Below are 22858 nucleotides of genomic sequence, written 5' to 3'. Positions count from 1 at the left end.
CGGCGCTTCTTCGTCTTCGTCGAACGGGGCAGGACGCTGCCCTCTCAGTCCTCCTCGCTCCCCTCGTCGTCGCCCTCGAAGAAGTCGCCGACCTCGTCGACCACCTCGGCCGCCACCATCCCGCCGACGACCCCGACGGCCAGGCCCGCAGCCCCGGCGGCGATGGCGGTGCCCACTCCTGGCCCGGACCGGCCGTGGCCACCGTCGTGGTGGTGTGAGTCGTGGCCGTGGTCGTCCTTGTGCGCGTAGCCGCCGTACGGCTCGCCATGGCCGTACGAACCGTGGGCCGCGTACGAGGACCGGTTCTCGACGAGCCTGCGCATCCAGCCGTCCACCTCGGCGTTCCAGTCGTGCTGTTCGACCCCGTGGTGGCTGACGGTGAAGCGGGTGAGCACATCGTGGCCGGCCGAGAAGAGGCCGCCGCGCTTGTCCGCCTCCAGAACGACCTCCATCCCCCCGGCGTGGGCAAGGAAGGTCACCTCGATCTCGTTGACGCTGTGCGCGTACTGCGCGGGCGGGGCGAGCTCGATCTCCTGGAAGAACGGCAGCTGCTGGCCGGTTCCACCGATGCGGCCGAGCTCCAGATCCGCGGTCCTGAAGCCGAAGCCGAGTTGACCCAGGGCTTCCAGAATCGCCTCCTGGACCTCCAGGGGCCGCACGGCGAGCGGGTCGAGGTCGCCCTTGTCCCTGGCCCCGGCCACCTCGAGCTCCGTACGCACACCGAGCACGATGCCCAGCGGTTGGCCGTACAGCTCGGTGACCGGGGTCTCCCACGGCAACATCACCGAGAAGGGAATGCTGCGCCGCTCGCCCTCGGCGAGACGGAACCCACCGCCGACGGTGAACCGGTCGAAGACGAGGGCTCCTTCGCTCTCACCGTCCTCGTGCTCCGCCTCCACCCTCGCGACCAGCTCCAGAGTGATCTGCTCGATGTCGAAGTCGGCACTGCCGCCCGTGAGATGGACGTGCCCTCCGAGGCTGCCGCCCGGCAGGGCCGGAGCCGGGTCGAGGACCGTGTCCACCGAGGGGCCGCCCACGCCGAGCGAGCCGAGCAGTCGTTTGAACACCATCGCGGCGCTCACTCCTTCATGTACGAATGGTTCCGAAAGCCCTCGGTGGGCTCTCCCCGGACGGGAATCCCTCCGAGGCGCCCCATATTTCTACAAACATGTAGAAGCATAGAGGCGGCGTGCCCTGCGGGACCGCTCTCCCGGCGCCCTGGCGGGGAAAGGCCGAAAAAGGGCCCTGCGAGAGGTCAACAGGTCTTCTGACAAGGTACTTTTATGATCCCTTTGCCATCGTGTCAGGCGTGCTGAACTACCTGCGACCGCACCGTTTCCGCCCGGCCCGCCGGGCCGAGAAGGCGGCAGGCTCTCGGAGGTCGGCCTTCCGGAAGCCACCCTGTCTCCGCGTCCGCAGCTTTTGAGCCAGGCGATCGCGGAGAGGGCGCCGAATCCGGGCGGTGCGGTGTCGCCAGTACGTCGCCGGTCAGGACCGCCCCGGGCTTGCCGTGAGTTCCGGACGGGCTTCCCAGGCGGCCGCGCACAGGGACTCGGAGACGGCGGACGAGTAACGGGCGGCGGCCAGCCAGTGGGTGGCGAAGCCGTCGGTGTCGGCAGGGAGAAGACGGCCGAAGGGGTCCCGTTCGCGTCGGGACGCCGAGTCGCACAGCGCGACGAGAAGGCCGGCGGCCGTAGGAAGGCCTGCCCGGCGGAGGCTGCGGGCCTCGGCTGAGACGTCTCCGAGCATGCCGAGGGCGGCCCGGCCCGCCGGGACCGTCTGTTCGACCCGTCGCTCCAGGAGGTGCAGGGGTGAGTGTGCGCCGGAGTTGCCGGGCTCGGGCGGGGCGGGGCGCGCGTGGGCGTCCGGGACGGGCAGGTCGGCGCGGCGCAGACGGTCGAAGCCGAGGTCGATCGTGCCCTCACCGGTGGGGTGCGAGCAGGCGAGGAGGGCGAGCCTGGGGTGGAGCGCGGGCACCAGACGGCCGATGATCCGCAGCCGTGTCCCCGGTGCTGCGGCCAGGAGCATCAGGTTGTCCCGGTGGGCCAGCGCGGGGTCGTCGTCGGCGACCGTGAGCCGGACGAGGATGCCGCCGTCGCACGAGGCGAGCAGGCAGGTGCCGCCGGGCTCCCGTACGACGCCGCGTAGTTCGACGTCGAGGAAGAGCAGGTCGCTGCCGCCGCCGTCCGGATCCGCGTAGCGGGATGTGGAGCGTAGGGCGCGTACGGCCTGCTGGAACGGTGGTGTCTCCCACAGGGCGGCGAGCGGTGGCTCGGTCCATGCCGCGCCTCGGGCGGTGACGGCCTTGACTCCCTTTCCGGCACCCAGTCTGCCGTCCGGTGAGACGGTCGCCCCCGAGACCGCCAGTCCGGCGCGGCCCAGCTCGCGGTGGGTGAGCGCGCTCTCCCCGAGGCGTACGGCACGGTCGGCCACGCCCAGGGCGCGTCCGACGCCGCCCGGCGCCACGTCGCCGACCGTGCAGAGGCGGCCGTCGGGTCCGACGACCCAGGTGCGGGCGCCGCCGTGCCCCGAGTCGGTGACCACGGGTTCGGTGAACAGGCCGTACAGGCGCAGCGAGCCGTCCGGGCTGTACGGGCGGCGTGCCCGGCCTCTGACGGCGGCCAGCTCCGCACCGGATGTGGTCCCCACCCGGTGCGCGGTCCCCAGGAGTTCGGCCAGGGCGGTGACGAGGTCCGAGGTGCGGTAGGAGGGATCCCCTGCGCGGGCTGCGCGCAGCAGCGTGACGACGGACAGTGCGGCCCCTGCGGCGCGCGGCAGGTGCTGGAGCCGGGCGGTGTGCGCGGCGCGGAGAAGCGCCGCTTGGGCGACGGCCCCTGCCCCCTCGACGCCCGCCTCCAGCACGGCTGCTGCCGCCGACCACACGGCACCGGCCGCAGCTCGCTGAGCCGGGCTCGCCACGTCGGGCGCGGGGGCGGTGTCGCCGGGCGCGGGGGCCGTGTCGCCGGGCGCGGGAGGGGTGGCGTCCGGTGCGGGAGCGGTGGCGTCCGGTGCGGGCGCGGCGCCCTCCGGCGCGGGCGCGGTGCCCTCCGGCGCGGGCGCGGTGCCGTGGGGCGCGTCGGCGGTGCCTTCGGCAGGCGATGCGGATCCGGTTTCGGCCGGGGCCGGTTGGACGGCGGGCTCGGGGGCCGGGTCCGCCGCGGGTGCGGCGCAGGCCGCGGCTGCCCGGTGGACGCAGGCCGGTGCGAGGAGACAGCCGCAGGTGATGGCGTCGGCCGTCGCCACCACGCCGCCCGAGGCGTGCATGCGCAGACCGGTCTCCTCGTCGACCGCGATCGTCACCGTGTCCTCGTCACGGTGCGCCGGGCGGGCGCCGAGTTTGGTGACCGCCGCGTCCAGCCGCTTGCGCAGCCGGGGCGAGAGCTCTTCCACCAGGGTGGCCGTGACATCCGGCGCGACAGGTGGCAACTGGGCGGCGGTCATGCGGTCTTCTCCCCTATCCAGCGGGCCAGTTCGAGTGGGCTGAGTGCCGCGACGGGCATACCGGCGGCCACGAGCTGGCCGGCGATACCCGTCGAGTAGCGGGGCCGGCCCGCGTCGTCGAGGCTCGCGCACCCGAGGACGTGGGCCCCGGTGGCGACCAGGGCCCGTACCTCGGCCAGCAGTCCGCCGAGTGGGGCGCCCTCCTCGAAGTCGCTGATGACGACGACGAGGGTGCGGGTGGGCACCGTGATCAGGCTGCGTGCGTGCCGCAGCCCGGCGGCGATGTGGGTGCCACCGCCCACACTCACCTCCAGCAGGAGGGAGAGAGGATCGTGCACATGGCCGGTGAGGTCGACGACCTCCGTCGAGAAGGCGAGGAAGTGGGTGCTCAGGGTCGGCACCCCGGCCAGCACGGAGGCGGTCAGCGCGGACCAGATCGTGGATGCCTCCATGGATCCGGAGACATCGGTGACGAGGATCAGACGCCAGTCGGCCGACCGGCGGGCGCGGCTGCGGAACACCGGCTTCTCGGGGATCACCTGGACCGTTCCGTCGGCCGTCCGGCGAGCGGTGGCCAGATTGGCGCGCAGCGTGCGGGCCAGGTCCAGCCGGCCGCCCGGACGCCGAGTGGGCCGGGCCAGCATGGTGCCGGTGAGAGCGGGTCTCAGCCGGGTGGCGAGTTGCCGGGTCAGTTCGTCGACCAGGCGGCGGACCAGGGGCCTGAGCGCCGCCAGCCGCGCCTCGGGGAGGCCGCCGGCGTAGCGCAGGACCGTACGGAGCAGTTCCACGGAGGGTGTGGCGGCCGCCGGTTCGATCTCGGCGAGCACATCCGGCCGGCCGGTCGCGGCCGCGGCGGCGAGGACCTCCTCTCGGACGCCGGGGCCGAACAGCGCGGCCAGTTCCTCCGACCACTCACGGACGCCGGGAAACGACGCCTCGCGGCCACCGCCCCGGCCGGGATCCGGCAGGCCGCCACGTGACCCCTCGCCGCGCCCCGCCCCGTACAGCTCGTCCAGTGCGGTCGCCAGCCGGGCCGCACGGGACGGCAGTTGATCGGGGCGCCGGCCGAGGACGAGCCGCCACCGGTCGGCGGGCGCGAGGGTCCGCGCGGGGCCGGCTCCGGTGCGGCGGACCTCCGCCGGCAGGGACGCGGCAGAGGCGCTCGCCCCGGTGGGAGGTGCGCCGGCGAAGGACGCCTCGGCGGCGCGTCGCGGGGGCACGGAGGCACGGTCCGACTGCGGACGGACCCGGTCGTCGTGCCCGGGAGGCGGTACGGGCAGGCCCAGCGCGGTGAGGAGTTCGCGGGCCGAGAGGTCGGCGGCCGTCCGGGCCGCGAGGTCGGCCGGGTCGTCGTCGCCGATGCTGTCCACCCGTTCGTCGAGCCTCTCCTCGACGGTGTCCAGCAGCCGGTCACGTGCGGCGGGACTGAGGGTGTCGAAGCCTCCGCGCAGGGCGGGCAGCCGTGTCAGGAACGCTGCGTCGTCCAGTTCGACGACACGGTGCAGCAGCGGATCCAGGGTGTCGGCCGCCACGGTCAGGAGCGGGCCCGCCGCCGTCAGGACGCCGGTGAGGCGGGCGGTGAGCGCGGCCCGGGAGGCGCTGTCGACGGCACCGTCCACCCAGGAGGCGACGCGCACTCCGAAGGCTTCGGCCTCCCCGTGGCCGGTGAGCACCCGGACCGCCCCGGCGGCCGCGGCGATCATCGGAGCGCCGTCGGCGGCCAGCCTGACCAGGGCGTCGGTGAGCCGGATACCGCCCAGCCGGTCGGCGCGCTGGGCGAGTTCGAGCAGGGCGCGGGCGTCCTCGGGATCCTCGGATCCGGTCAGTCCGTCGACCTGACGGACCGCCGCCGAGGTCAGGAGTTCCTTCGCCTGTGCGAGGTGCGCGGTGCGGGCGGAGGCGGCGGTGAGGGAGGCGGAGGCTTCCGGGTCTTCGGGTGCGCCGGAGGACGGCGGGGCGTCGGGGGCGGCCAGGGCGGGCAGATAGCCGGCGTCGATACGGTCCAGGAGGTCGAGCCCGGTGAGGATCTCGGGGAGGGTGCCGCTGGAGGGGAGCACGGTCGCCAGTTCCGTGAGCCGTTCGTCGGCCAGGGCGGGGAGTCCGCACTCGGCGGCCTCCGTGAGGCCCCGCACGACCTGGGCGGCCGTGGGGCCGCCCTCCGCGCGCTCGGCCGCGTGCCTCTGCCGCAGCAGCCCTTCGGCCGCCTGGGCCGGGGTGACGCCGCGAGCCCCGGCAGCCGTGAGCATCGCGGCCGTCGCCGGGGTCCACCGCACCTGCCAGCGGGTCGTCAGTCCTTCCGAGCCGCCGGCGCCCGTCACCGCTTGTTCCTGCGCGTAGGGGATGCCGCACACCGTCAGCCTGCGCAGCAGCAGTTCGCGCCGTCCGTCGAGGGTGGAGCGGGCCGGGTCGAGCCGGAGATCGCGCGGCTTCTTCTCATGGGCGTCCCCCGGGCCGGGGAGCGAGAGCGCCACGGTGTCGGCCTCGACGGCCGGACCCAGGCCGCTGCGCGGAGCGGCAGGCGTGGGCCGCCCGGTGCGGGCTCCGACGAGTACGTGCTCGAGGGCCTGGGCGACGGCTCGGCCGGTGCCGTACGTCTCGCCGCGTCCCAGCACCGTCTGCACGGCCTCCAGGAATTCGCCACGGCCGGGGGCGGGCAGCTCACGCAGGCGCGCCAGGTCCCCGGCGACCCGGACGACCTCGCGGCCGTCCGCCGGACCGTAGGGGTGCCCCTGTTCGCGCAGGGTCGCGCAGACACGGACCGTGGTGCGGATCAGCGCCTCGTGCAGCGCGGGCGGGGACCCGGCCGCGTCCAGGACGGTGTGCTGCCACTCCGGGTCCCGGATGCCGGCCGGATACCCGGACCGTGAGTCGAGGAGTGGATAGGTGTACGGGATCAGCGAGACCGTGCACGTCTCCGTTTCGGCAGCGCCCGTCATCCGGCCGTCCGTATCCGGTGCCCGCCGACCGGCGGACGTCGCGTGCGGCGGAGGGGTGGGTGCCTCGGCGGTCCCGGGCGCGGACGGCAGCAGCGCCGGGGTGTGGAAGGCTCCCACCACCACGGCGGGCCGCCGCCCGTTCGCGAGGGCCTCGGCGACATGTCCGCGCATCCATGCCTCGCGCGCCAGGTCCCCGGCCTCCACGCCGCCCTTCGCCTCGGCCTCGTACCGCAGTGCCCAGCCGGTGAGGAGGGCGGCACGGCGGAGTGCCTCGGGTGTCGAACCGGGTGCCGGGGCCTCCACGAGCCGGTCCCACAGGTCGTCCCCGTCACGGCCGGTGAGCCGGGACCGGAGGGCGGCTGACAGTCCGTGCCCCTCCCCCGGCACAGGCGCGGAGTCGGCTCCCGGGGTGGGGACGGCCGGCCCGCCCCGCGCCCAGGCCCGGTCGGCCAGCGGAAGATCGCAGGCCACGGCCGGGACGCCGTGCCTGGCCGCCCAGCGCAGGGCGACCAGTTCGGGTGAGAAGTCCGCGAACGGATAGAAGGCGGGCCCCCGTTCGCCTCCCGCCGCCCCGCCCGTCGGAACGGCGGCCAGCGCGACCGGCGCCTCGGTCTCCTCGTGGGCGAGCCAGCCCAGCCACGGCTGGAACTCGGCGGGCAGTTCGACGAGGAGGACGTCGGGGGCCGCCGCGTCCAGCAGTGCCGGCAGGGCGGCCGCCAGCGAGGGCGCGTGGTGGCGCACCCCGATCAGATACGGCAGCCCGGGCCCGGCGGCCGCGAGGGCCTCCACGGCGGCTTCCGGAGTGGTGGGCCCGGCCACCGGCCCCTGCGGTGCGCCGACGGGCGGCGCCTCGGTGACGGGCGGCGTCCCCGGGGCGGGTGACGTCCCCGGGGCGGGTGGCGTCCCGGGGGCGGGTGGCGTCCCCGGGGCGGCCCATGTGTCGGAGGTGGTCGGTTCGCTCATCCGTCAGCTCTCCAGCACCGCGCGAAGCTCCCACAGGGCGCGCCAGGTGGCCGATCCCTGCTCGGCGCGCCTGCGTACCGGGCCGTCCCAGTACCCCAGCAGCCGTGCCGCGTCAGCGGGGTCGTCCTTGCGTACGACGCCGAGCAGATGGCCGGGCAGGAGGGAGAGCACGTCCCGGTCCCCGGGGAAGTAGGCGGTGGCCAGGGCCAGGGAGCCCGCGACGGAGACCGCCTCCGCCGTGCTCATCACCGTGGAGGGGCGCTCGACCTCCCAGCCCTCGACGGAGCGGCCGTCGCGCAGGTCCCGAAAAGCGGTGACGAGGGCTTCGAGGACCGCGTCGTCCACCTGGTGCACCGCACCCGCCCGTTCGACAGCCGCCCTCGACTGGCGCCGGACGAGCGCGATCTCGGCGTCCACGTCCCCGATCGGGCCCACTGTCTCGAAGTTGAAGCGGCGCTTCAGCGCCGCTGACATCTCCGAGACGCCCTTGTCCCGCAGGTTGGCGGTGGCGATCAGGGTGAATCCAGGGGCCGCGTGCACCTGGGCGCCTTCGCTTCCCGCGAGTTCGGGCACCGCGATCCGCCGTTCGGACAGCAGTGACACGAGCGCGTCCTGGACCTCGGGCAGGCAACGGGTGACCTCCTCGACGCGGGCGACGGCGCCCCGGGTCATGGCGGTGAGCACCGGGGAGGGCACCAGAGCCTCCTCGGTGGGGCCCTGGGCGAGCAGCAGGGCGTAGTTCCAGCCGTACTTGAGCTGGTCCTCGGTGGTGCCCGCGGTGCCCTGCACGGTGAGCCCGCTGGTCCCGCAGACGGCTGCCGACAGGAGTTCGGAGAGCATGGACTTGGCGGTGCCGGGTTCGCCCACCAGCAGCAGTCCGCGCTCCCCCGCGAGGGTGACCACGCAGCGTTCGACCAGGGCCCGTTCGCCGACGAACTTCTGCTCGATCACCAGGCGGCGCGGCACCCCGGCACCGGGCTGCGCGGACTTCGGCAGACCGAGCGCCTCGCCCGCGCTGCCCATCACGAAGGTGACGACCGCGCGCGGGGTGAGCAGCCAGCCCGGCGGGCGCGGCCCCGGGTCGTGGGCGGCGAGGAAGGCCAGCTCGGTGGCGTACCGGTCCTCCGGCGGGGTGACCTGGCGGTTCGCCGGGCCGGAGACACCGGCAGGGGGTGTCACCTGGTCCGGGGCGCCGCCCGTGCGGGTGCTCTCGGTGGTGGTCGTGATGTCGCTCGTCATCGGCGGCGGCCCTTCCGGGGTGCGCGGGTGTCCAGTTCTTCGAAGGCCGGGGCGTCGCCGCCCCTGGCCCGTGCCCAGGCCGTGGCGAACAGCTCGGGCACAGGCATGTCGGGCAGGGTCCGGGTGGCCCCTTCCACGGGGTAGAGCCGTTCCTTCCAGGTCTCCAGCGGCAGACCTGGCGCGCCGCGTTCCGCCCAGCCGCAGGGAAGGAACAGGGTGCGGCCCGCGCGGGAGCGCTTGGCCTCCACCACGAGGTCGGTCGCGGCGAGCTCGGCCCGGGCCTTCTTGATGCGTGCGGGCTTCCACTCGGTCCAGCGGACGCAGTTGCGGTCCGTCGGGTCCGGCAGGGCGAGCAGCATCAGGTACAGGGCGGCTGCGTCGGCGCCGACCCCGAGGGCCCCGGCGGCCTCGGCCACCAGGTCCGGCGCCGTGCGCGTCGGGTCCTGCGCAGGGTGGTGCGGGGTGCCGTCGGGCGCGCCCGCCGCGACCAGGGCGTCGATCTCCTTGCCCAGCAGGGTACGCAGAGCACGGAGTTCACCCACCCGGTACTGCGCGACCGTGCCCTCGACCAGGCCGAACGCCGGGTCCTGGGGGCCTTCCAGGCCGGCCGGGCGGATCAGGAGTCTCTCGTTGCTGCCGTGTCCGGCTGCGAGGAGCAGCGCCGTACCCGCCCGGACCAGGCCGTCGGGCCCCGCGCCCCCGGACTCCGGAAGCTGGTGGGCTGCCCGGACCACCGAGCCGATCGAGCCTCCCGCCTCGGTCCAGTCCAGGCCGAGTTCGAGCACCAGGTCCGGGTCGGCGAGGGTGCGGCGGAGGGCCGCGAGCCCCTCGGGCAGGTGCGCCCGCAGGGGATGCCCGTACGGCAGTGTGTAGGCGAGGGTCCGCAGCGCGGTCACGGCGGAGGAGAGCGAACCGTACGCGCTGACCCGGCGCAGGCCGGGCCGTCCGGTGCCGTCCTGCACATGGGAACCTTGGCCCAGCCATGTGCGGGAGCCCGAGTTGAGGACCAGGTCGACGGCGCCGGGGGTGGTGCCCGACAGGTCGAGCTCCAGTTCCTCGGGGACGCGGACGAGGGAGGCCAGACGCTCCTGCCAGACCTCGGTGGCGGCCCGGAGGTCCGGGCCCGTGGACCACAGCTCGGCCGGGTCGGCGGGCAGCAGCGCTTGGAGCAGGGCCTGACGGTCGGCGTGGGGCAGGGCGTTCAGCCTGGCCTGTGCCGCCTCGAACGCACGGGTCTTCGCTCCGAGCAGCCCGAGCGCCTCGGCGCCGGGCTCGTCCACGGCGGCCGACACCAGGGCGGCGGACTGGAGGGGCCCGATCCCGGTCGCCGTGTGGAAGGCCTCGGCGGCCTCGGGGTGCCAGGGCGCCGGGCCCTGCTCACGCACCAGTGCGGTGAGCCGGGTGAGCCGGGTGCGGGTGATGCCCTGGTGGACGCGCTCACGGTCCAGAGTGAAGCCGGGAACGGGGCCGAAGGCGCCGGTGGGGTCGTGGTCCAGAGCCAGCCAGCGTGCCGCGTCGTCACGGGAGTTCCGGCCGCGCTCGGCGAGGATCACGACGGTGCGGGCGCCCTTGCGCAGCACCTGGCCGAGCCGGTGCACGGCCTCGAGGCGCCCCTGCCCGGGCGTTCCGGCGTGCGGCTCGACGAGCTCCACCTGCCGGATCGTGCCCGCCGGTTCCGCCAGCGGGCCCTCGGCGAACGTCTCGAGCAGGACCACGAGACCCGTGCGGTGCTCGGGCGAGGTGGTCGCCGAGGCGGCCCGGTAGGCCAGTTCGGGCAGCTTGTCGAGCAGGGAGGTCCAGTTCAGGGACTGGCCCGGGACGGTGTGCTCGTCCCACTGCCAGCCGTCCACGGACGCGAACGGCACCTTGGAGGGCACGGGCGGGCCGAAGGCCGGCTTGCCGCCGAGGACGTGATTGACGGCGAGGATCTGCCGGATCGTGGTCCAGCGGTTCCCTCCTCCCCACCAGCTGCCGTGCATCCGCTCGGAGCCCCAGGCGGTGGCGTGCAGCAGGGTCGTGTCGTCGGTGTGCTCGGGCGAACGGTCGGAGAACATGTCCTGGCTGTGCGTGGTGCGCGACGGGGCCGCGGGCCGAGGCGGTTCCAGATAGAGAGCGGCAGCCGTCGCCCTGCTCACCGCGGTGCGGACAAGCGCGGTGACGCCGTCGAGGAGCCGCGCGTCGGACACCTCGGGCAGTACCCGGGCCACGGCCTCCCGGCTCAGGTCGTGCGACGAGGGCCCGGTGTAGTCCTCCACGGCCCGGAAGGCCTTCAGGTGGCGGGTGACCGCGGTGGCGACCTCCTCGAACAGCTCTGCCGCCCGGGAGTCCGCCAGGTTGCGCAGGGCGGTGGAGCCCCGCTCGTCCCTGGGGCGCATGGCGTGCCAGTAGGCGACGGGAGGCACGTAAGGGGTGCCGGCGGAGTCGTTGTCCCCCGGGGAGCCGGGGGTGACGGACCACAGATGTCCGCCGCTGCCGCGCGTGTCCGCCGGGTGGGCCTCGACGGACCGCCCGGCGAGAGCCATGACGGGGCGTGATCCACCGGGCAGGGTGAGGGCGCCGAGGGGTACCCGGGAGCCACCGTGCGACGAGTGCGGCAGGGTCACCGTGTGGCCGTCGGGGGTACCCGCGACGGTCCGGTGCCCGTCCTCGGGAGCGGGCATGCCCGGTTCGGTGGCCGTGCGGCGGACCCAGCGTCCGAGGACCGTGCCGTCCGTGCCGAACGGGGTGCTTTCGAGACCGGGCTGGAGGGGCAGCACCTGGCAGTGTTCGGTGAGCAGCCGGGTGCCGTCCCGCACCCCGGAGTGGAGGAACGCCGGCAGGGAGGCCCGCCCGTGCGTCCCGCTGACCGGGTCGTACTCCAGCCAGACCCGCTGCGTGCCCTGGTGGCCGTCCCGCCAGTGGCCGGTGCCGTCGGAGAGGATGGCGCGCTGCGGCGGGAGGGCGGTGTCGCCCGCGTGCAGGGCTTTGCCGCCGGTGGCCCGGCCACCGCCGGGGAGGGGCAGGCAGACGTCGTCGGAGGGGCTGGAAGAACCCCAGCGGGGGATCTGCTCGCCACCGACGGTGAACACCTCGGCGGGGCGGTGCGACCAGTAGCCGCGCTGCTTGCCGTCCTCCCACCAGATGACCAGCAACTCGCCGTCGACGTAACGGAAGGCGAGCGTCCGCCAGTGGTCGACGGTGGCGGGGAGCCTCAGGGTGTGCCGCAGCAGCACGTCGTCCGGGCCGACGACGACGGCCCGTTCCAGGGTGTTCAGGATCAGCGCGGGCCAGGCGCCGGTGACGCCGACGCCCTCCGAGCGGTTACGCCGCTGACGCACGGCAGCCGCCTCCGCGGCCAGTTCGGCGTACGTCTCGTCCAGCGCGGTCCAGCCCAGTTCGTCGAGGATGCCGGTACGCAGGGTCGAGGCGAGCAGCGGGACGACATCGTGGTCCGCGAGGAGCCGGACCGCCTCGGGGGCGACCTCCGCGACCACGGAGCCGTACGGGGAGAGTTTGTTGAGGGCCGTCCTCAGCCCGGGAAGCCCCTGCGCGGCCGTGTACTCCTCGGCGCAGGCGGTCAGCCATTCCCGCAGGATCCCGGACAGCACCGGATGCGCCGCCAGCTTCGCCATACCGGTGTCTCCCAGCCGCTGGCCCCGTCCGCCGCCGAGGCCGCCGACGGTCCGGCTCAGCAGGGCGCGGAAGACCGGCTGTCCGGCGATGGCGGTGAGATCCCGCTCTCCGGGCGCGGTGTCGGTGAGCCAGGAGGCGAGCGGAACGGCGGGACCCTGCGAGGTGTGCGTGTTCCGGTCGTCCGGCTCGGCGACGGGGATGCCGGAGGCGAGGCAGAGGTCGAGGAGGTCCAGGTCCGCGGTGCGCAGCCAACGGCCCTGGAACAGCTCGACCGGGCGCCCGTCGGCGCGCAGCCGGTCCGCCATCCGGGCGGCCAGCTCAAGAGTCTGCGGGCTGCGGCCGGGCGTGGCCCTGTTGCGCCGGCGGTGGGCCTCCCAGCGGGCCAGCCAGTCCGCCGGGGAGACGGACGGCTCGGCGGGATCGGAGACGTCCGGGAGGGCGGTCAGCAGGTCCTCGGCGCCGGATTCCGTCAGCAGCGCGAGCCAGCCGTGCTCGCCGTCGGTGTCCCTGCCGTTCTCGCTGAAGGACTCCGGGAAGAAGCCGAGGAGCCGGGCGCGCACCGCCTCGTCCCGTCGGGCGAGGGCGACGAGCGCGGGACGGTAGGCGGTCCAGAACGAGGCGGGGGCGCGGACGATTCCGGGGGAACCGATCAGATCGGCCATCAGCTCGCGATCGGCGGCCTCGCGGTCCAGTCCGGCGGCCTTGACCAGCGCGCGTACGTCCTGGGGCAGCGCCGCGTACGGGGGCATGCCCGCACCGCAGCGCTCCACCAGCAGACGGCGGAACTGTACCCATGCGTCCGCCGGTGCGAGCCGGGCCACCAGGTCGCGTACGTACTGCCGCAGCGCCTTGACGGTCAGCGCGCCGGCGAAGGCGAACTCCAGGAAGACCGCCCGCTGCCGGTCCTCGTCCACGGTCAGGTCGTGCACCCGTTCGGCCTCGCGGGCCTTGCCGAAGAAGGAGGCGGCGTAGCTGGTGTTCTCCGCCTGGAGGAAGAGGCGCGCCACCTGCTCGTAGTAGGTGGGGAGGAAATGGGGCACGGCCCGGCCGAGCCGGATGCCGAGGGCGTCGAAGCCTTCCTTGGCCGCTCCCGCACGGCTCCTGGCCTGACGGCCCAGTCGCTCGATGTCCTTGACCAGGGCCAGGGCGTGGTGACCGTTGGCCGGGTCGTTGACCAGGGCCCAGGCCGGGAAGCCCAGCGTTTCGCGGCGCACCTGGCCGACGACGGGGGCCTCTGCGGTCCGGGCGAGGCCGAGGAACTCCAGGGCCAGGTCCTCGGCCTCGCCGAGCGTTCCGGGCACGAGCCGGACCACGGGGCGGTCGCCGATTGCCGTGTGCGTGTAGGTGCGGGCGGTCAGCGCGTCGGCGTCGTCCCGCTCGGTGGTACCGGCGGGGAGGACCGCGCCCGCGTCCAGCAGGGCCGCCGCACGTGCCTCGGCGGCGGGGCCGGAGGTGCCCTTGTCCCGGGTCTGGGCGGGGAGGGACACCGTTCCCGCTGCCGCAGTGCCTGCTTCGGTCGTGTTCACGTTCGTGTTCGCCGTCGTCACCTTCGTCGTCGTGATGTTCATGCCGCCCGCTCCTCGTCCTCCACGTCGCGGCCGGCATGGAGCGCCGCCGCCATGCGCATGCCCTCGGACCAGGTGACGGGCCCGACCTCGGCGGCCGTCAGCGCGCGCCCCGTGGGGTCGGTCCAGCCCAGGGGCCCGGTCTCCGTGCCGTACTCGTCGTATCCGTCGTGCTCGCCGATCCAGATGCGCGCCTCGGCGGTGGCGCCGTCCTCGATGACCGGGCAGACCGCGTACCCGCCACGCGACCGGTAGCCGAGCTGGGTGACGCGGCCGTGCAGGAAACGCAGTTCCTTGAAGACCCCGCCGGCGTAGGTGTCGACGGACGTGGTGTCCGGGGCGAGGCCCTGCGGTCGGCGCCACACCTCGCGGAACAGCTGCTCCACGTTCTGGCGCATCTCCAGTTCGACCGCGAACTCCCGCAGCTCGTCGAGGTCGTCGAGGAGGACGGGGTGAGGCAGTCTGACCACGTCCGGGGTGATGCGGACCGTGTCGCCGTCCAGGTCGACGAGGCCGAGACCGCGCGCGGGGTCGACGTCGCGCAGGAACCCGGCGACCCCGCCGTCCGTGCCGGTCACCACCACGTCCCGCAGGGCCGCCTGCCATGCCGGGTCGGGCCAGACCTGGGCGAGAACAGCCGTGGGAACGGGCAGCGAACGCACCATCCACTGCTCTACGTCGGTCAGGCACCGGCGTTCGTGCCGCTCCAGCCATTCGGTCAGTTGCCGGAGCCCGACGACCGCCGGATCGTCCTTCAGTTTGGCCGGGACGGACTTCAGCCGCCGGCCCTTCCCGTTGCGGCACACCACCTTGCCCGCTTCCAGGGCGACTTCGTAGTCGCCCGCCGGTACCCACCCCATGCGCCGTTCTCCCCGTCGTTGCGGACGCGCCGGTCTTGCGGCACGCCGATGAGACCCGTCGACGGCAACGCACCGTGACGATTGAGAGGAACTCTAGGCGTACCCAGTGACAATGCGTTCGGCGTCCGAGCGCCTGGCCGCACAGGTACGCGCCGACGGTTCACCGAACGCCGTTCACCGGCGCGGGAGATGACGGGGAGGGACACCGGTCTCCTGATTTCCCGAAACCGTAGACAGTGTCTGACGCATCGTGTAGACACTGTCTATGGAACGCGACCACTCTCTCAGGGAACGGCTGATCGACGCCGGGCTGGACCTCGTGATGACCGACGGCACGGCCTCGCTGGGGCTGCGCGAGATCGCCCGGAGGGCCGGGGTGTCGCACGGGGCCCCGCGCCGGTACTTTCCGACTCATCACTCGCTGCTCTCCGCCATCGCGCGCCGCGGTTTCACGGACCTCGAGGACCGGATCACAGCCGCGATCGACAGCGCCTCGTCGGCGCGGGCCCAGTTGCGGGAGATCGGGCGGGCACACGTCGGGTACGCGCTGGAGCACCGAGGCATGTTCGAGCTGATGTTCCGACATGACCTGCTCGACAGCGAGAGCCACCCGTCGGACCAGTCACAGCTCCGCGATTCGACCCTGCCGCTGTTCAAGCTCACCGTCGAACTCATCGTCCGGCTGCGGAGGGAGCAGGCTGCCGCGCGCCGGCCGGGCGCGCGGAGCGACCCCGTGCCGCCGCCGGCGGTGACGGCCGCCGCCCTCTGGTCGAATCTCCACGGCCTCGCCCAACTGTGGGCCTGGGGAAGCCTCCAGCTCGCCCTCGACGCCACGTCACCGGGTGAAGCACCTGATGAGAGCCGTCTCGACCAACTCGTCGCAGCGGTCCTGGACGCCCATCTCGGCCCGGTGGAGTCGTGACCGCGACCTCGAGACGGCGCCTCACACTCCTGGCCGGTGTGGCCGGCGCGATGATCGTCGCACTGGACGGCACGGTACTGATGGTGGCGCAGCCCAGCCTGCGGCATGACCTCGGCGCGAGCATGGCGCAGGTGCAGTGGACCAGCACCGCCTATCTGCTCGCGGTGGCCGCGCTTCTCGTCATAGCCGGACGCCTGGGTGACCGGTACGGGCACGCGCGGATGCTGGTCGTCGGCGTGCTCGGCTTCGCGGCGGCGTCGGCCGGTATCGCGCTCGCTCCCGGGGCCGGCTGGGTGATCGCCCTGCGTGCCGCGCAAGGCGTGTCCGGTGCGCTCCTCCAGCCGGCGACTCTCGCGCTGCTGAGGCTGGCGTACCCGCCGGACCGGCTCGGCACGCCGGTCGCCATCCGCACCAGCGCGATCGGGGTGGCCGCGGCGGCCGGCCCCGTGCTCGGGGGTGTTCTCGTCGCGCACCTGGGCTGGCGCGCCGTGTTCTGGATGAACGTCCCCGTCGCGCTCGCCATCGCCGCCCTCACTCTCGCCGTACGGACGCCGGCGCCCGCCCGTGCAGGGACCCAGCGGCTCAACCTCACCGGCGCGGCGTTGCTCGCAACCGCGCTCGCGGTCCTGGTGCACACCCTGTCCGGCGTACCGGCGCACGGGTGGACCACCGCGCCGACATGGGTCGGCCTCGCCGTGGTGGCGGGCGTCGTGGTGGTGTTCGTCGGGCACGAACGCCGCACCACGCACCCGATCGTGGCGCCGGCAGTGACGCGGTCCGTACCGGTGACGGCATCGGTGGCTGTCCTTCTGGTCACCAGCGGCGGCATGTTCGGCGCGCTGTTCGTGGCCACCTTCTTCTTCCAGGACGCCCTTGGGCTCACCCCCCTCGCCAGTGGCCTGAGGGCGCTCCCGCTGACCGCGCTCATGGTCCTCGGCGCGCCCGTCGCCGGTGCCGCGCTGCGCCGGTGCGGCCCACGCCGTACCGCTGTCTTCGGAACGGTCCTCGTCGTCCTCGGCACAGGAGGCCTGTCCCAGCTCGCCTCCGCCGGCACGTGGACGGTTGTGGGCGTGGCCTTCGCCGCCCTCGGCGCCGGATTCGCCACCGTCATGGTCACCGCCACCGCGACCGTCGTGGGTGAGGCGCCACCCGGATACGCCGGGGTGATCGGTGGACTCAAACAGACCGCCATGAACGTCGGCCCGGCACTGGGAATCGCCGTGGCCGCCGGCCTGATGACGCTGGGACCGACGGCCGCCGCGGCCCGGACCGCGGGCACGGCCCCGACGATGTCCGCCTCGGCGGCCAGCACCGCCCTGATGGTGCTCGCCGGACTCGCGGCCCTCGCTCTGCTCCCGGCATCGCTGCTGCCGGCGCAGTCGGCCCGCGGCGCAGGACATGACACGACCGCCCGGGACGGTCCCGACGTCCCACGAACGGTGGAGAGCTCCTAAGCGCCTGGGCCTTCCTGGCGCGTGACGAGGGGAAGGAACAGCAGGTCCACGATCTCCTCCATGTCGGCCTCGGACGGGGTGCGACGGGCCATCAGGAGCTCATGGAGGACGAGGACCACCGGAAGTGCGACGAGCCGGTCGGGGAACGAGGCGGCCGGGTCGATCTCACCACGCCGGCCCGCCCGTTCGAGGACCGTTCGCATCCACTCACCCCCCGGCCCGCGGTTCCGGGAGGCCAGATACGCGGACAGCTCCGTGTCCTCCCCCTGCTCCGCGGCGAGCACCTGCCTCACCGGGGCGAGATCGAGCATCTGGCGGACGACGAAGCGCAGCAGGGCGATCACGTCACCGCGAAGACTCCCGGTGTCGGGCGGTTCGGTCGGTACGGGAGGTGCCTTGCGGCTCAGTGCGGCCAGGACGAGATCCCGTTTCGTGGGCCACCGACGGTAGAGCACTGCCCGGCTCGTGCCGGCGCGGGCGGCGACCGCTTCGGGCACGGATGATTCCCAGGAAGCCGGTCAGCCCCAGGTGAGCGGATCGAGGTGGAGGTAGAAGCGCAGGCGGTCGTGGTCGAGGTCGATGCCGTACCTCTCGGCGAAGGCCGCGTCCGCAGCCTGGGCCTGTCCCTCGTCCGTCCATGTCTCTCGTGCGTTGGCGAGCAGCAGTGCCAGGTCGGCGTAGCGGTCGGCCGGTCCGAGGCGGTCCAGGTCGATGAAGCCCGACACGTCCAGGGTCCGCGGATCGAGGATGATGTTGGGCAGGCACAGGTCCCCGTGGCAGACGACCATGTCGGCCGCTTCCTGCTCCCGCCGCCGTGCGACCTGCCCGGTGAGGCGGTCCAGCAGGTCGGCGGCGGGCGTCTGCTGCTGGTCGACGGGGAGGAACGCGGGGTCGACCGCGTCTCGGGCCACGACGTCGCGCGCCATGGCGACCATGGCGTCCAGACCTCTGCGGAAGGGACACCGGGACACAGGGACCTCGTGCAGTCGGTGGACGGCGTCCGCGATGTGTTCCCAGGCGGTTCGGAGGTCCTCGGCCGGCACCTGGTCGGCAGGTACGCCGGAGATGGCGCCCGTCACCAGACAGGCGCCGGCGTCCCCGGACCGCCAGTCGAGCACCCGGGGGCCGGGTACACCCTGACCGCTGAGCCATACGACCCGGTCGCGCTCGGCCTTCAGATCGGCCGCGTCAGCGGCGGGCACACACTTGGCGTAGCGAGCGGCGTCCGCGCTGCGGAAGACAGTCGCCGCCGACTCGCCCGCGGTGACGGGCAGCCAGCCGCCGTCCTCCACACCGAGGAGCACCGGCGACAAGGCCTGAGTTCGAGGGTGACCACTCACCCGGCCCACCCTAGCCAGCCCGGCACGTGGATCAGGACGGCCGGACCGGGACAGCCGCCGCGACCACGCCCCACACCCCCGCCCGGTCAATCGCTTCCCGGACGGAGAAGGAGGCCGATGGCTCCCACGGGCGCACCCTCGGGGTCGTCCGTGACGTCGAACTGGGCGACTTCGACAGCCGTGAACGTTCCTGGCTCCAGCCCCTGCGTCAGATCGCCCCGCAGGTGCACCCGCCGTTGCTCGCCCCCCTCCAGGTCGATGGCGAGGCGGGGCCCGTCACCCTCCTCGATGGTCAGAGCCATGTCGGGCATGACCGAAGGGCGGGCCTCCAGCACCTCGGTGAGCCTCCCCAACGCGTCCGAGTCGGCCGGACGGACCCTCAGCTCGTACCGGGCGCCGGTGCTTCCCGGGTTACCGGCCAGCCAGCTGAAGGCGAAGCCGGTCTCCCCCGGCGCGACGGTGTGGGCGACGAGGTTGAACTGCGCCCAGTGCGGTTCGTTGATGGGGTCGGGCGTGGTGTCCGGAGGGAGCGAGGACGACAGGGCGGTCGCCCGGGCCAGCAGACACACGTGGTTCGGTGCACTGGCCGGAATGGTTCCGGTGATCGGCCTGGTGCGGGCGACATAGGCACCGTGCGAGGGCACGGCGACCACCTCCTGGCCGAACCAGTTCAGCGTGGCGAATCCTGTCGTGGGCTCCGCCCACCACACCACCACACTCGTTGCTGCGACCGACGTGCCCGCACCGTGGTTCGCGACATCGACGGTGACGTCCATGGGCTGGCCCGGTGTGAATTCGAAGCGGCTGGGAGTCCCGCTCACGACGATCGACGGGCAGTAGTAGAAGACGCCCGTCAGAGGACGGTCCGGCAGCCCTCGGTCACCGTCGAAGTACGGGATGACCAGGAGTGTGCTCGGCGTCTCCGGCCCGTGCGGCTCACCGGGTTCCTGCGGCTGGTTCATGGTTCGGCTCCTGCGTGAACGTCTCGTCGCTTACGTCTCGTGGTAGGCGAGCACCTGTACCGGCACGGGGTCGTCGTGCACGGAGCCGTACGGGCCCGTGGTCCAGCAGCGCTGGTCGTACCCGCGGTCTGCATCGGCGTCGAGGTTCTCGGACCGCTGCTCCCCACGGAGGATCTGCAGCAGCAGGTCCAGCGCCCGCTCGGGGGCGGCTCCCTCGACGAACACCGACGGGTCGGCACCCGGCGGGTACGGGGAGGGACGTGTGGGTGGGTTCTCATGGGTGGTGGACGGATCGAAGGCGTACGTCTTCTCCGGCGCCGGCACTTCCTTCAGGGGGTAGAGCTCGCGCACCGGCAAGGACAGGAACTGCCCGTGGAGCGGCGAGGTGAGCAGGAGGTCGTCCGGCGGGACCAGGCCGACCAGGGCCAGATAGTTGAACGCTTCGTCGGCCGCCTGCCACAGGCCGGTGTGCACCTCGAACAGGCGCTGCGCGATCTGCGGCCCCGCCGGGGAGGCGGCGACCGCGATCAGGGCGTCCCCGGTGACCGATGTGGGCTGCTCCGGTTCGTCGTCACCGCTGAACCCCTCGAAGAAGTCCGAGACGCCATCCTTGCAGCTCCCGCTGGCGATGAGCCCGACGATGCACGAGACACCCAGGCAGATCAGGAAGACCAGGGTGCCGATGAGGGTGTAGGCCCACCAGGGGCACCCTCCGCCGTTGTCGGTGGCCTGGCCCGTGGTGTCGGCCCCCGACACCTCGCCGACCGTGCCGGGCGCCGCACCCTGGTCGGAATGCGGGTACGTGAAACCCCCCTGGTCGTCGTACGTCTCCGGAAGACCTCCACCCGCTGTCGTGTGCACACGAACCGCGATGGACGCGACAACCGGCCTCGGCAGCGGGGGCCGTCGGATGACGTCGTACAGCTCGAGTTGCCGCAGCGTGCGACGCAGCCCGAGGTCGATGTCCGGCAGCGGCGGCGTGAGCGCCGGGTCGTACGTATCCGAGAGCGCCTGGGCGAGGAGCTGGGCCATCGCGGACGGCGCGGTGTCGCCCGGGGCAGGCACCAGGGGGCGCAGCTTGTCCGCCAGCTCACCGGGCCCCGCCACGGTGTACTGCCGGGCGCACCAACGTCCCACGGCGTTGCGGGCCAGGCGGGTGCGGAAGCGGTGGCTGCGGCGGGGCCCGCCGACGCCTTGCCCCAGATAGGCGGAGCCGGTGACGTTTCCGGCGTAGGAGGCGAGGACGCCGAACGCCAGCGCACGGGCGGTGGTGTCTCCGCCGGCCCGGGAGAACACGGTGCGTGTGAAGGCGTCCTGCCGGCGCGCCAGGAACACGTCGCCGTATCCCCAGTCGGACAACGGAACGTCGGCTTGGCGCGGATGGGGCGGGAGGTGCTTCATCGGGCGCAGGTCCGTGCGCAGCTGCCTGACGCCGGCCGAGAGCTTCTTGGCCTTCCGGAGCAGGACGACCATGCGCGCCATGGCCTGGTTGAAGGCGTCCGCCGCACCCGGCTCGTCGGGCGTCTGCAGCACCTTCTCGACGACCTGGCGGATCTCGCCCATGCCTTCGTAGAGCTCCATGCCCGTCTTCCACAGGTCCCCCGCCCTTTCGAGCAGGTCGGCCTCGGTCCCGTCCGCCGCGGCGTGGGTGAGCACCTGGTCGGTGAACAGTCCGACGAGTGCGGCTCCCTCCTCGGCAGCCGCGGCATCGGCGAACTCCTGGAGCTGGGCGAGTTCGGCGGGGCCGGCACCACCCCCGGCCAACGGGACCTGGGCGCGCAGCTGCTCCAGAACGGCACGGTGGGCGTAATAGTCGATCACAAGACCTCCTCGGCGCAGCCGCGCGGAGTATTACCGGTTCGACCAGGAATATTCACAACAGAACGGTCGGGAGCGATATTAGGACGCAAACGCCACAAGAGGTCGGATTTACGCGCGGAATGGGCCATACGGCGCCCTCCCCCACGCCTCCGTCTCGCATCGGCAGCCGGGCCTGCGGTGAAGGAGGTGCCGGTCGGGTCGGCGGGGCCTTCCGTACCGGGATCAACTGGTCGCCCGCCGTGTCGCGACCGCCAGTTCGGCCCCAGCGGCACCTTCCGTACCGCTACTGCTGAGGCCCCTGCCAGGTCGCGGTGTCGGGGTCGATGCCGTGGGCGCGCGCACCGGCGTCGATGATGCGGCGGAACCACGCGGCGAGGCCGGGGCGGATGCCGTCGTAGTGGGCGGCGAATCCCGGATCGGCCTCGTACATGCGGCCGAGACAGACCTGCATCTCTCTCGTGAGGGGGAAGTACGAAGCGAAGACTTCCCGGTGCCGGTCGACGAGTTGATTCGCGTCCGGGCTGCCGGGTGCGACGCCGGCATCCATCGCGTCCCGGAGGGCGCGGTCGAGGCCGGCGACGTCGTCGGCGATGGACTGCCACTCCTCCGGGCTGCGGGAGGCCGAGCGCTCGGCGTACTGCCGCCACTGCACCGTGTCGCCGTAGAGCTGACGGGCCCGGGCCGGGTCGTCCGGGTTCCACCGGGGGCCGAAGATCGTGGCCTGCTGCTCGACGGTCAGCAGCAGGCCGCGCTCATGGGCGTCGATCATCCGGTCCAGTCCGGTACCGAGCTGCTGGAGGCGTTCGATCCGTTCAGCGATCCGGGCGCGCTGAGCACGCAACGCGCCGGGCACGTCTGCGGTCGAGTCGTCCAGGACGGTCCGGATCCTGTCCAGGCCGAGACCGAGCTCGCGGTAGACGACGATGCGGTGCAGGCGTTCCAGATCACCAGGGGTGTAGAGCCGGTATCCGGCCACCGTGCGCAGCGACGGCCGCGCCAGACCGATCTCGTCCCAATGGTGCAGCGCGCGGACCGTCACGTCCAGACGCGTCGAGACCTGACCGACGGTCAGGCCGTCGGCGTCAGTGGTTTCCGGCATGCGTCTCATTGTCGCCATGAGCGTCTCCGGGTGGGGTGATCCCCATGGTTTCGAGGTTCCGCGCCTCCTGAGCGGCCGGATCGTAGGGCTTCGCCGCGGTGAGGACGACCCGTGCGTTCTCGGGGGTGATCACCTCCACATCGCGGGTGTTCCAGGGAGTGTCCCGGGGGCCGTCGACCGAGTCCGGGCGCAGCGCACGGCACGTCTCGGCCAGGGCTTCGACCTGGCTGAGCACGCCCGCGAAACTGAAGCTCATCGCCGGCGGCTGCTCCGGAACGCTCGCCGCCGCGACGAGGAGTACGTCCTGGAACGCCCATCGGCGCAGATGCACGATCGTGCCGGGGACGCTGAACAGCTCGAAGAACCCGAGTCCGCGCATCCAGAAGTCCGCCGACGCCGCGAGATCGTTCGTGGGGATCGTCACGAAGGCCGGCATCCGTAGATGCCGCGGAAGGGCTCCGGCGGAACCGCGTCCGGGCCGGGGGCGGGCACGGGGCTCATCTCGAACGCGTTGTAGTAGTCGCTCATGGGCCCCACCTTCCAACCTCACGCGACGTGAGGGTCAAGTCCGGACGACCTTGAAGCCGGTCACGACCCTTGCCTCTTCATCCACCGTGTGAAAGCTTTACGTCATAGAACGCATG

At 73.2% G+C, this 22858-nt stretch carries 13 protein-coding genes and 1 pseudogene; 2 read left to right on the top strand and 12 right to left on the bottom strand.

Going from position 1 to position 22858, the window contains the following annotated elements; all coding sequences use genetic code 11:
• Positions 1 to 44: 44 nt before the first annotated feature.
• From ACZ607_RS32330 to ACZ607_RS32305, 6 genes are all read right to left on the bottom strand, one after another.
• Positions 45 to 1070: a sporulation protein gene (locus ACZ607_RS32330; protein WP_469740843.1), complete on the bottom strand. Its 1026-nt coding sequence runs from the start codon at positions 1068 to 1070 to the stop codon at positions 45 to 47.
• Between the two features lie 418 nt (positions 1071 to 1488).
• Complete coding sequence (locus ACZ607_RS32325; protein ID WP_469740841.1) at positions 1489 to 3441, bottom strand: DNA polymerase III subunit gamma/tau domain-containing protein; 1953 nt, start codon at positions 3439 to 3441, stop codon at positions 1489 to 1491.
• The gene (locus ACZ607_RS32320; protein WP_469740839.1) at positions 3438 to 7340 is read right to left on the bottom strand and encodes a DUF5682 family protein; all 3903 of its coding nucleotides are present in this window, start codon (positions 7338 to 7340) and stop codon (positions 3438 to 3440) included. The genes ACZ607_RS32325 and ACZ607_RS32320 overlap by 4 nt, the downstream gene beginning before the upstream one ends.
• Positions 7341 to 7343: 3 nt before the next feature.
• Complete coding sequence (locus ACZ607_RS32315; protein WP_469740837.1) at positions 7344 to 8579, bottom strand: ATP-binding protein; 1236 nt, start codon at positions 8577 to 8579, stop codon at positions 7344 to 7346.
• The gene (locus ACZ607_RS32310) at positions 8576 to 13759 is read right to left on the bottom strand and encodes a hypothetical protein (protein WP_469740835.1); all 5184 of its coding nucleotides are present in this window, start codon (positions 13757 to 13759) and stop codon (positions 8576 to 8578) included. The genes ACZ607_RS32315 and ACZ607_RS32310 overlap by 4 nt, the downstream gene beginning before the upstream one ends.
• Complete coding sequence (locus tag ACZ607_RS32305; RefSeq protein WP_469740833.1) at positions 13756 to 14616, bottom strand: DUF4132 domain-containing protein; 861 nt, start codon at positions 14614 to 14616, stop codon at positions 13756 to 13758. The genes ACZ607_RS32310 and ACZ607_RS32305 overlap by 4 nt, the downstream gene beginning before the upstream one ends.
• Before the next feature lie 265 nt (positions 14617 to 14881).
• On the opposite strand from ACZ607_RS32305, the gene ACZ607_RS32300 reads away from it, so the two are divergent.
• Together ACZ607_RS32300 and ACZ607_RS32295 are read left to right on the top strand one after the other, a co-directional pair.
• The gene (locus tag ACZ607_RS32300) at positions 14882 to 15538 is read left to right on the top strand and encodes a TetR/AcrR family transcriptional regulator (protein ID WP_469740831.1); all 657 of its coding nucleotides are present in this window, start codon (positions 14882 to 14884) and stop codon (positions 15536 to 15538) included.
• On the top strand, positions 15535 to 16992 hold the full coding sequence (locus ACZ607_RS32295; RefSeq protein WP_469740829.1) for an MFS transporter: 1458 nt from the start codon (positions 15535 to 15537) through the stop codon (positions 16990 to 16992). The genes ACZ607_RS32300 and ACZ607_RS32295 overlap by 4 nt, the downstream gene beginning before the upstream one ends.
• On the opposite strand, the gene ACZ607_RS32290 is transcribed toward ACZ607_RS32295, so the two are convergent.
• The 6 genes and pseudogenes from ACZ607_RS32290 to ACZ607_RS32265 form a co-directional block, all read right to left on the bottom strand.
• Complete coding sequence (locus ACZ607_RS32290; protein WP_469740826.1) at positions 16989 to 17489, bottom strand: TetR/AcrR family transcriptional regulator; 501 nt, start codon at positions 17487 to 17489, stop codon at positions 16989 to 16991. The genes ACZ607_RS32295 and ACZ607_RS32290 overlap by 4 nt on opposite strands.
• Positions 17490 to 17510: 21 nt before the next feature.
• Positions 17511 to 18332, bottom strand: a complete 822-nt coding sequence (locus ACZ607_RS32285; RefSeq protein WP_469740824.1) for an APH(3'') family aminoglycoside O-phosphotransferase — start codon at positions 18330 to 18332, stop codon at positions 17511 to 17513.
• Positions 18333 to 18418: 86 nt separating this feature from the next.
• On the bottom strand, positions 18419 to 19294 hold the full coding sequence (locus tag ACZ607_RS32280; protein WP_469740822.1) for a hypothetical protein: 876 nt from the start codon (positions 19292 to 19294) through the stop codon (positions 18419 to 18421).
• A 30-nt stretch (positions 19295 to 19324) separates the two neighbouring features.
• Entirely contained in the window at positions 19325 to 21115 is a 1791-nt protein-coding gene (locus tag ACZ607_RS32275; RefSeq protein ID WP_469740820.1) for a hypothetical protein, read from the bottom strand.
• A 283-nt stretch (positions 21116 to 21398) separates the two neighbouring features.
• Positions 21399 to 22214: a MerR family transcriptional regulator gene (locus tag ACZ607_RS32270; RefSeq protein WP_469740817.1), complete on the bottom strand. Its 816-nt coding sequence runs from the start codon at positions 22212 to 22214 to the stop codon at positions 21399 to 21401.
• Positions 22198 to 22742, bottom strand: a pseudogene (locus tag ACZ607_RS32265) (VOC family protein). The gene ACZ607_RS32270 and the pseudogene ACZ607_RS32265 overlap by 17 nt, the downstream one beginning before the upstream one ends.
• Between the last annotated feature and the right edge of the window lie 116 nt (positions 22743 to 22858).

This window comes from Streptomyces sp. NPDC104381, from assembly GCF_055583745.1.
The sequence above is the reverse complement of the archived record's forward strand: the minus strand, read 5'-3'. Positions and strand labels throughout refer to the sequence as shown.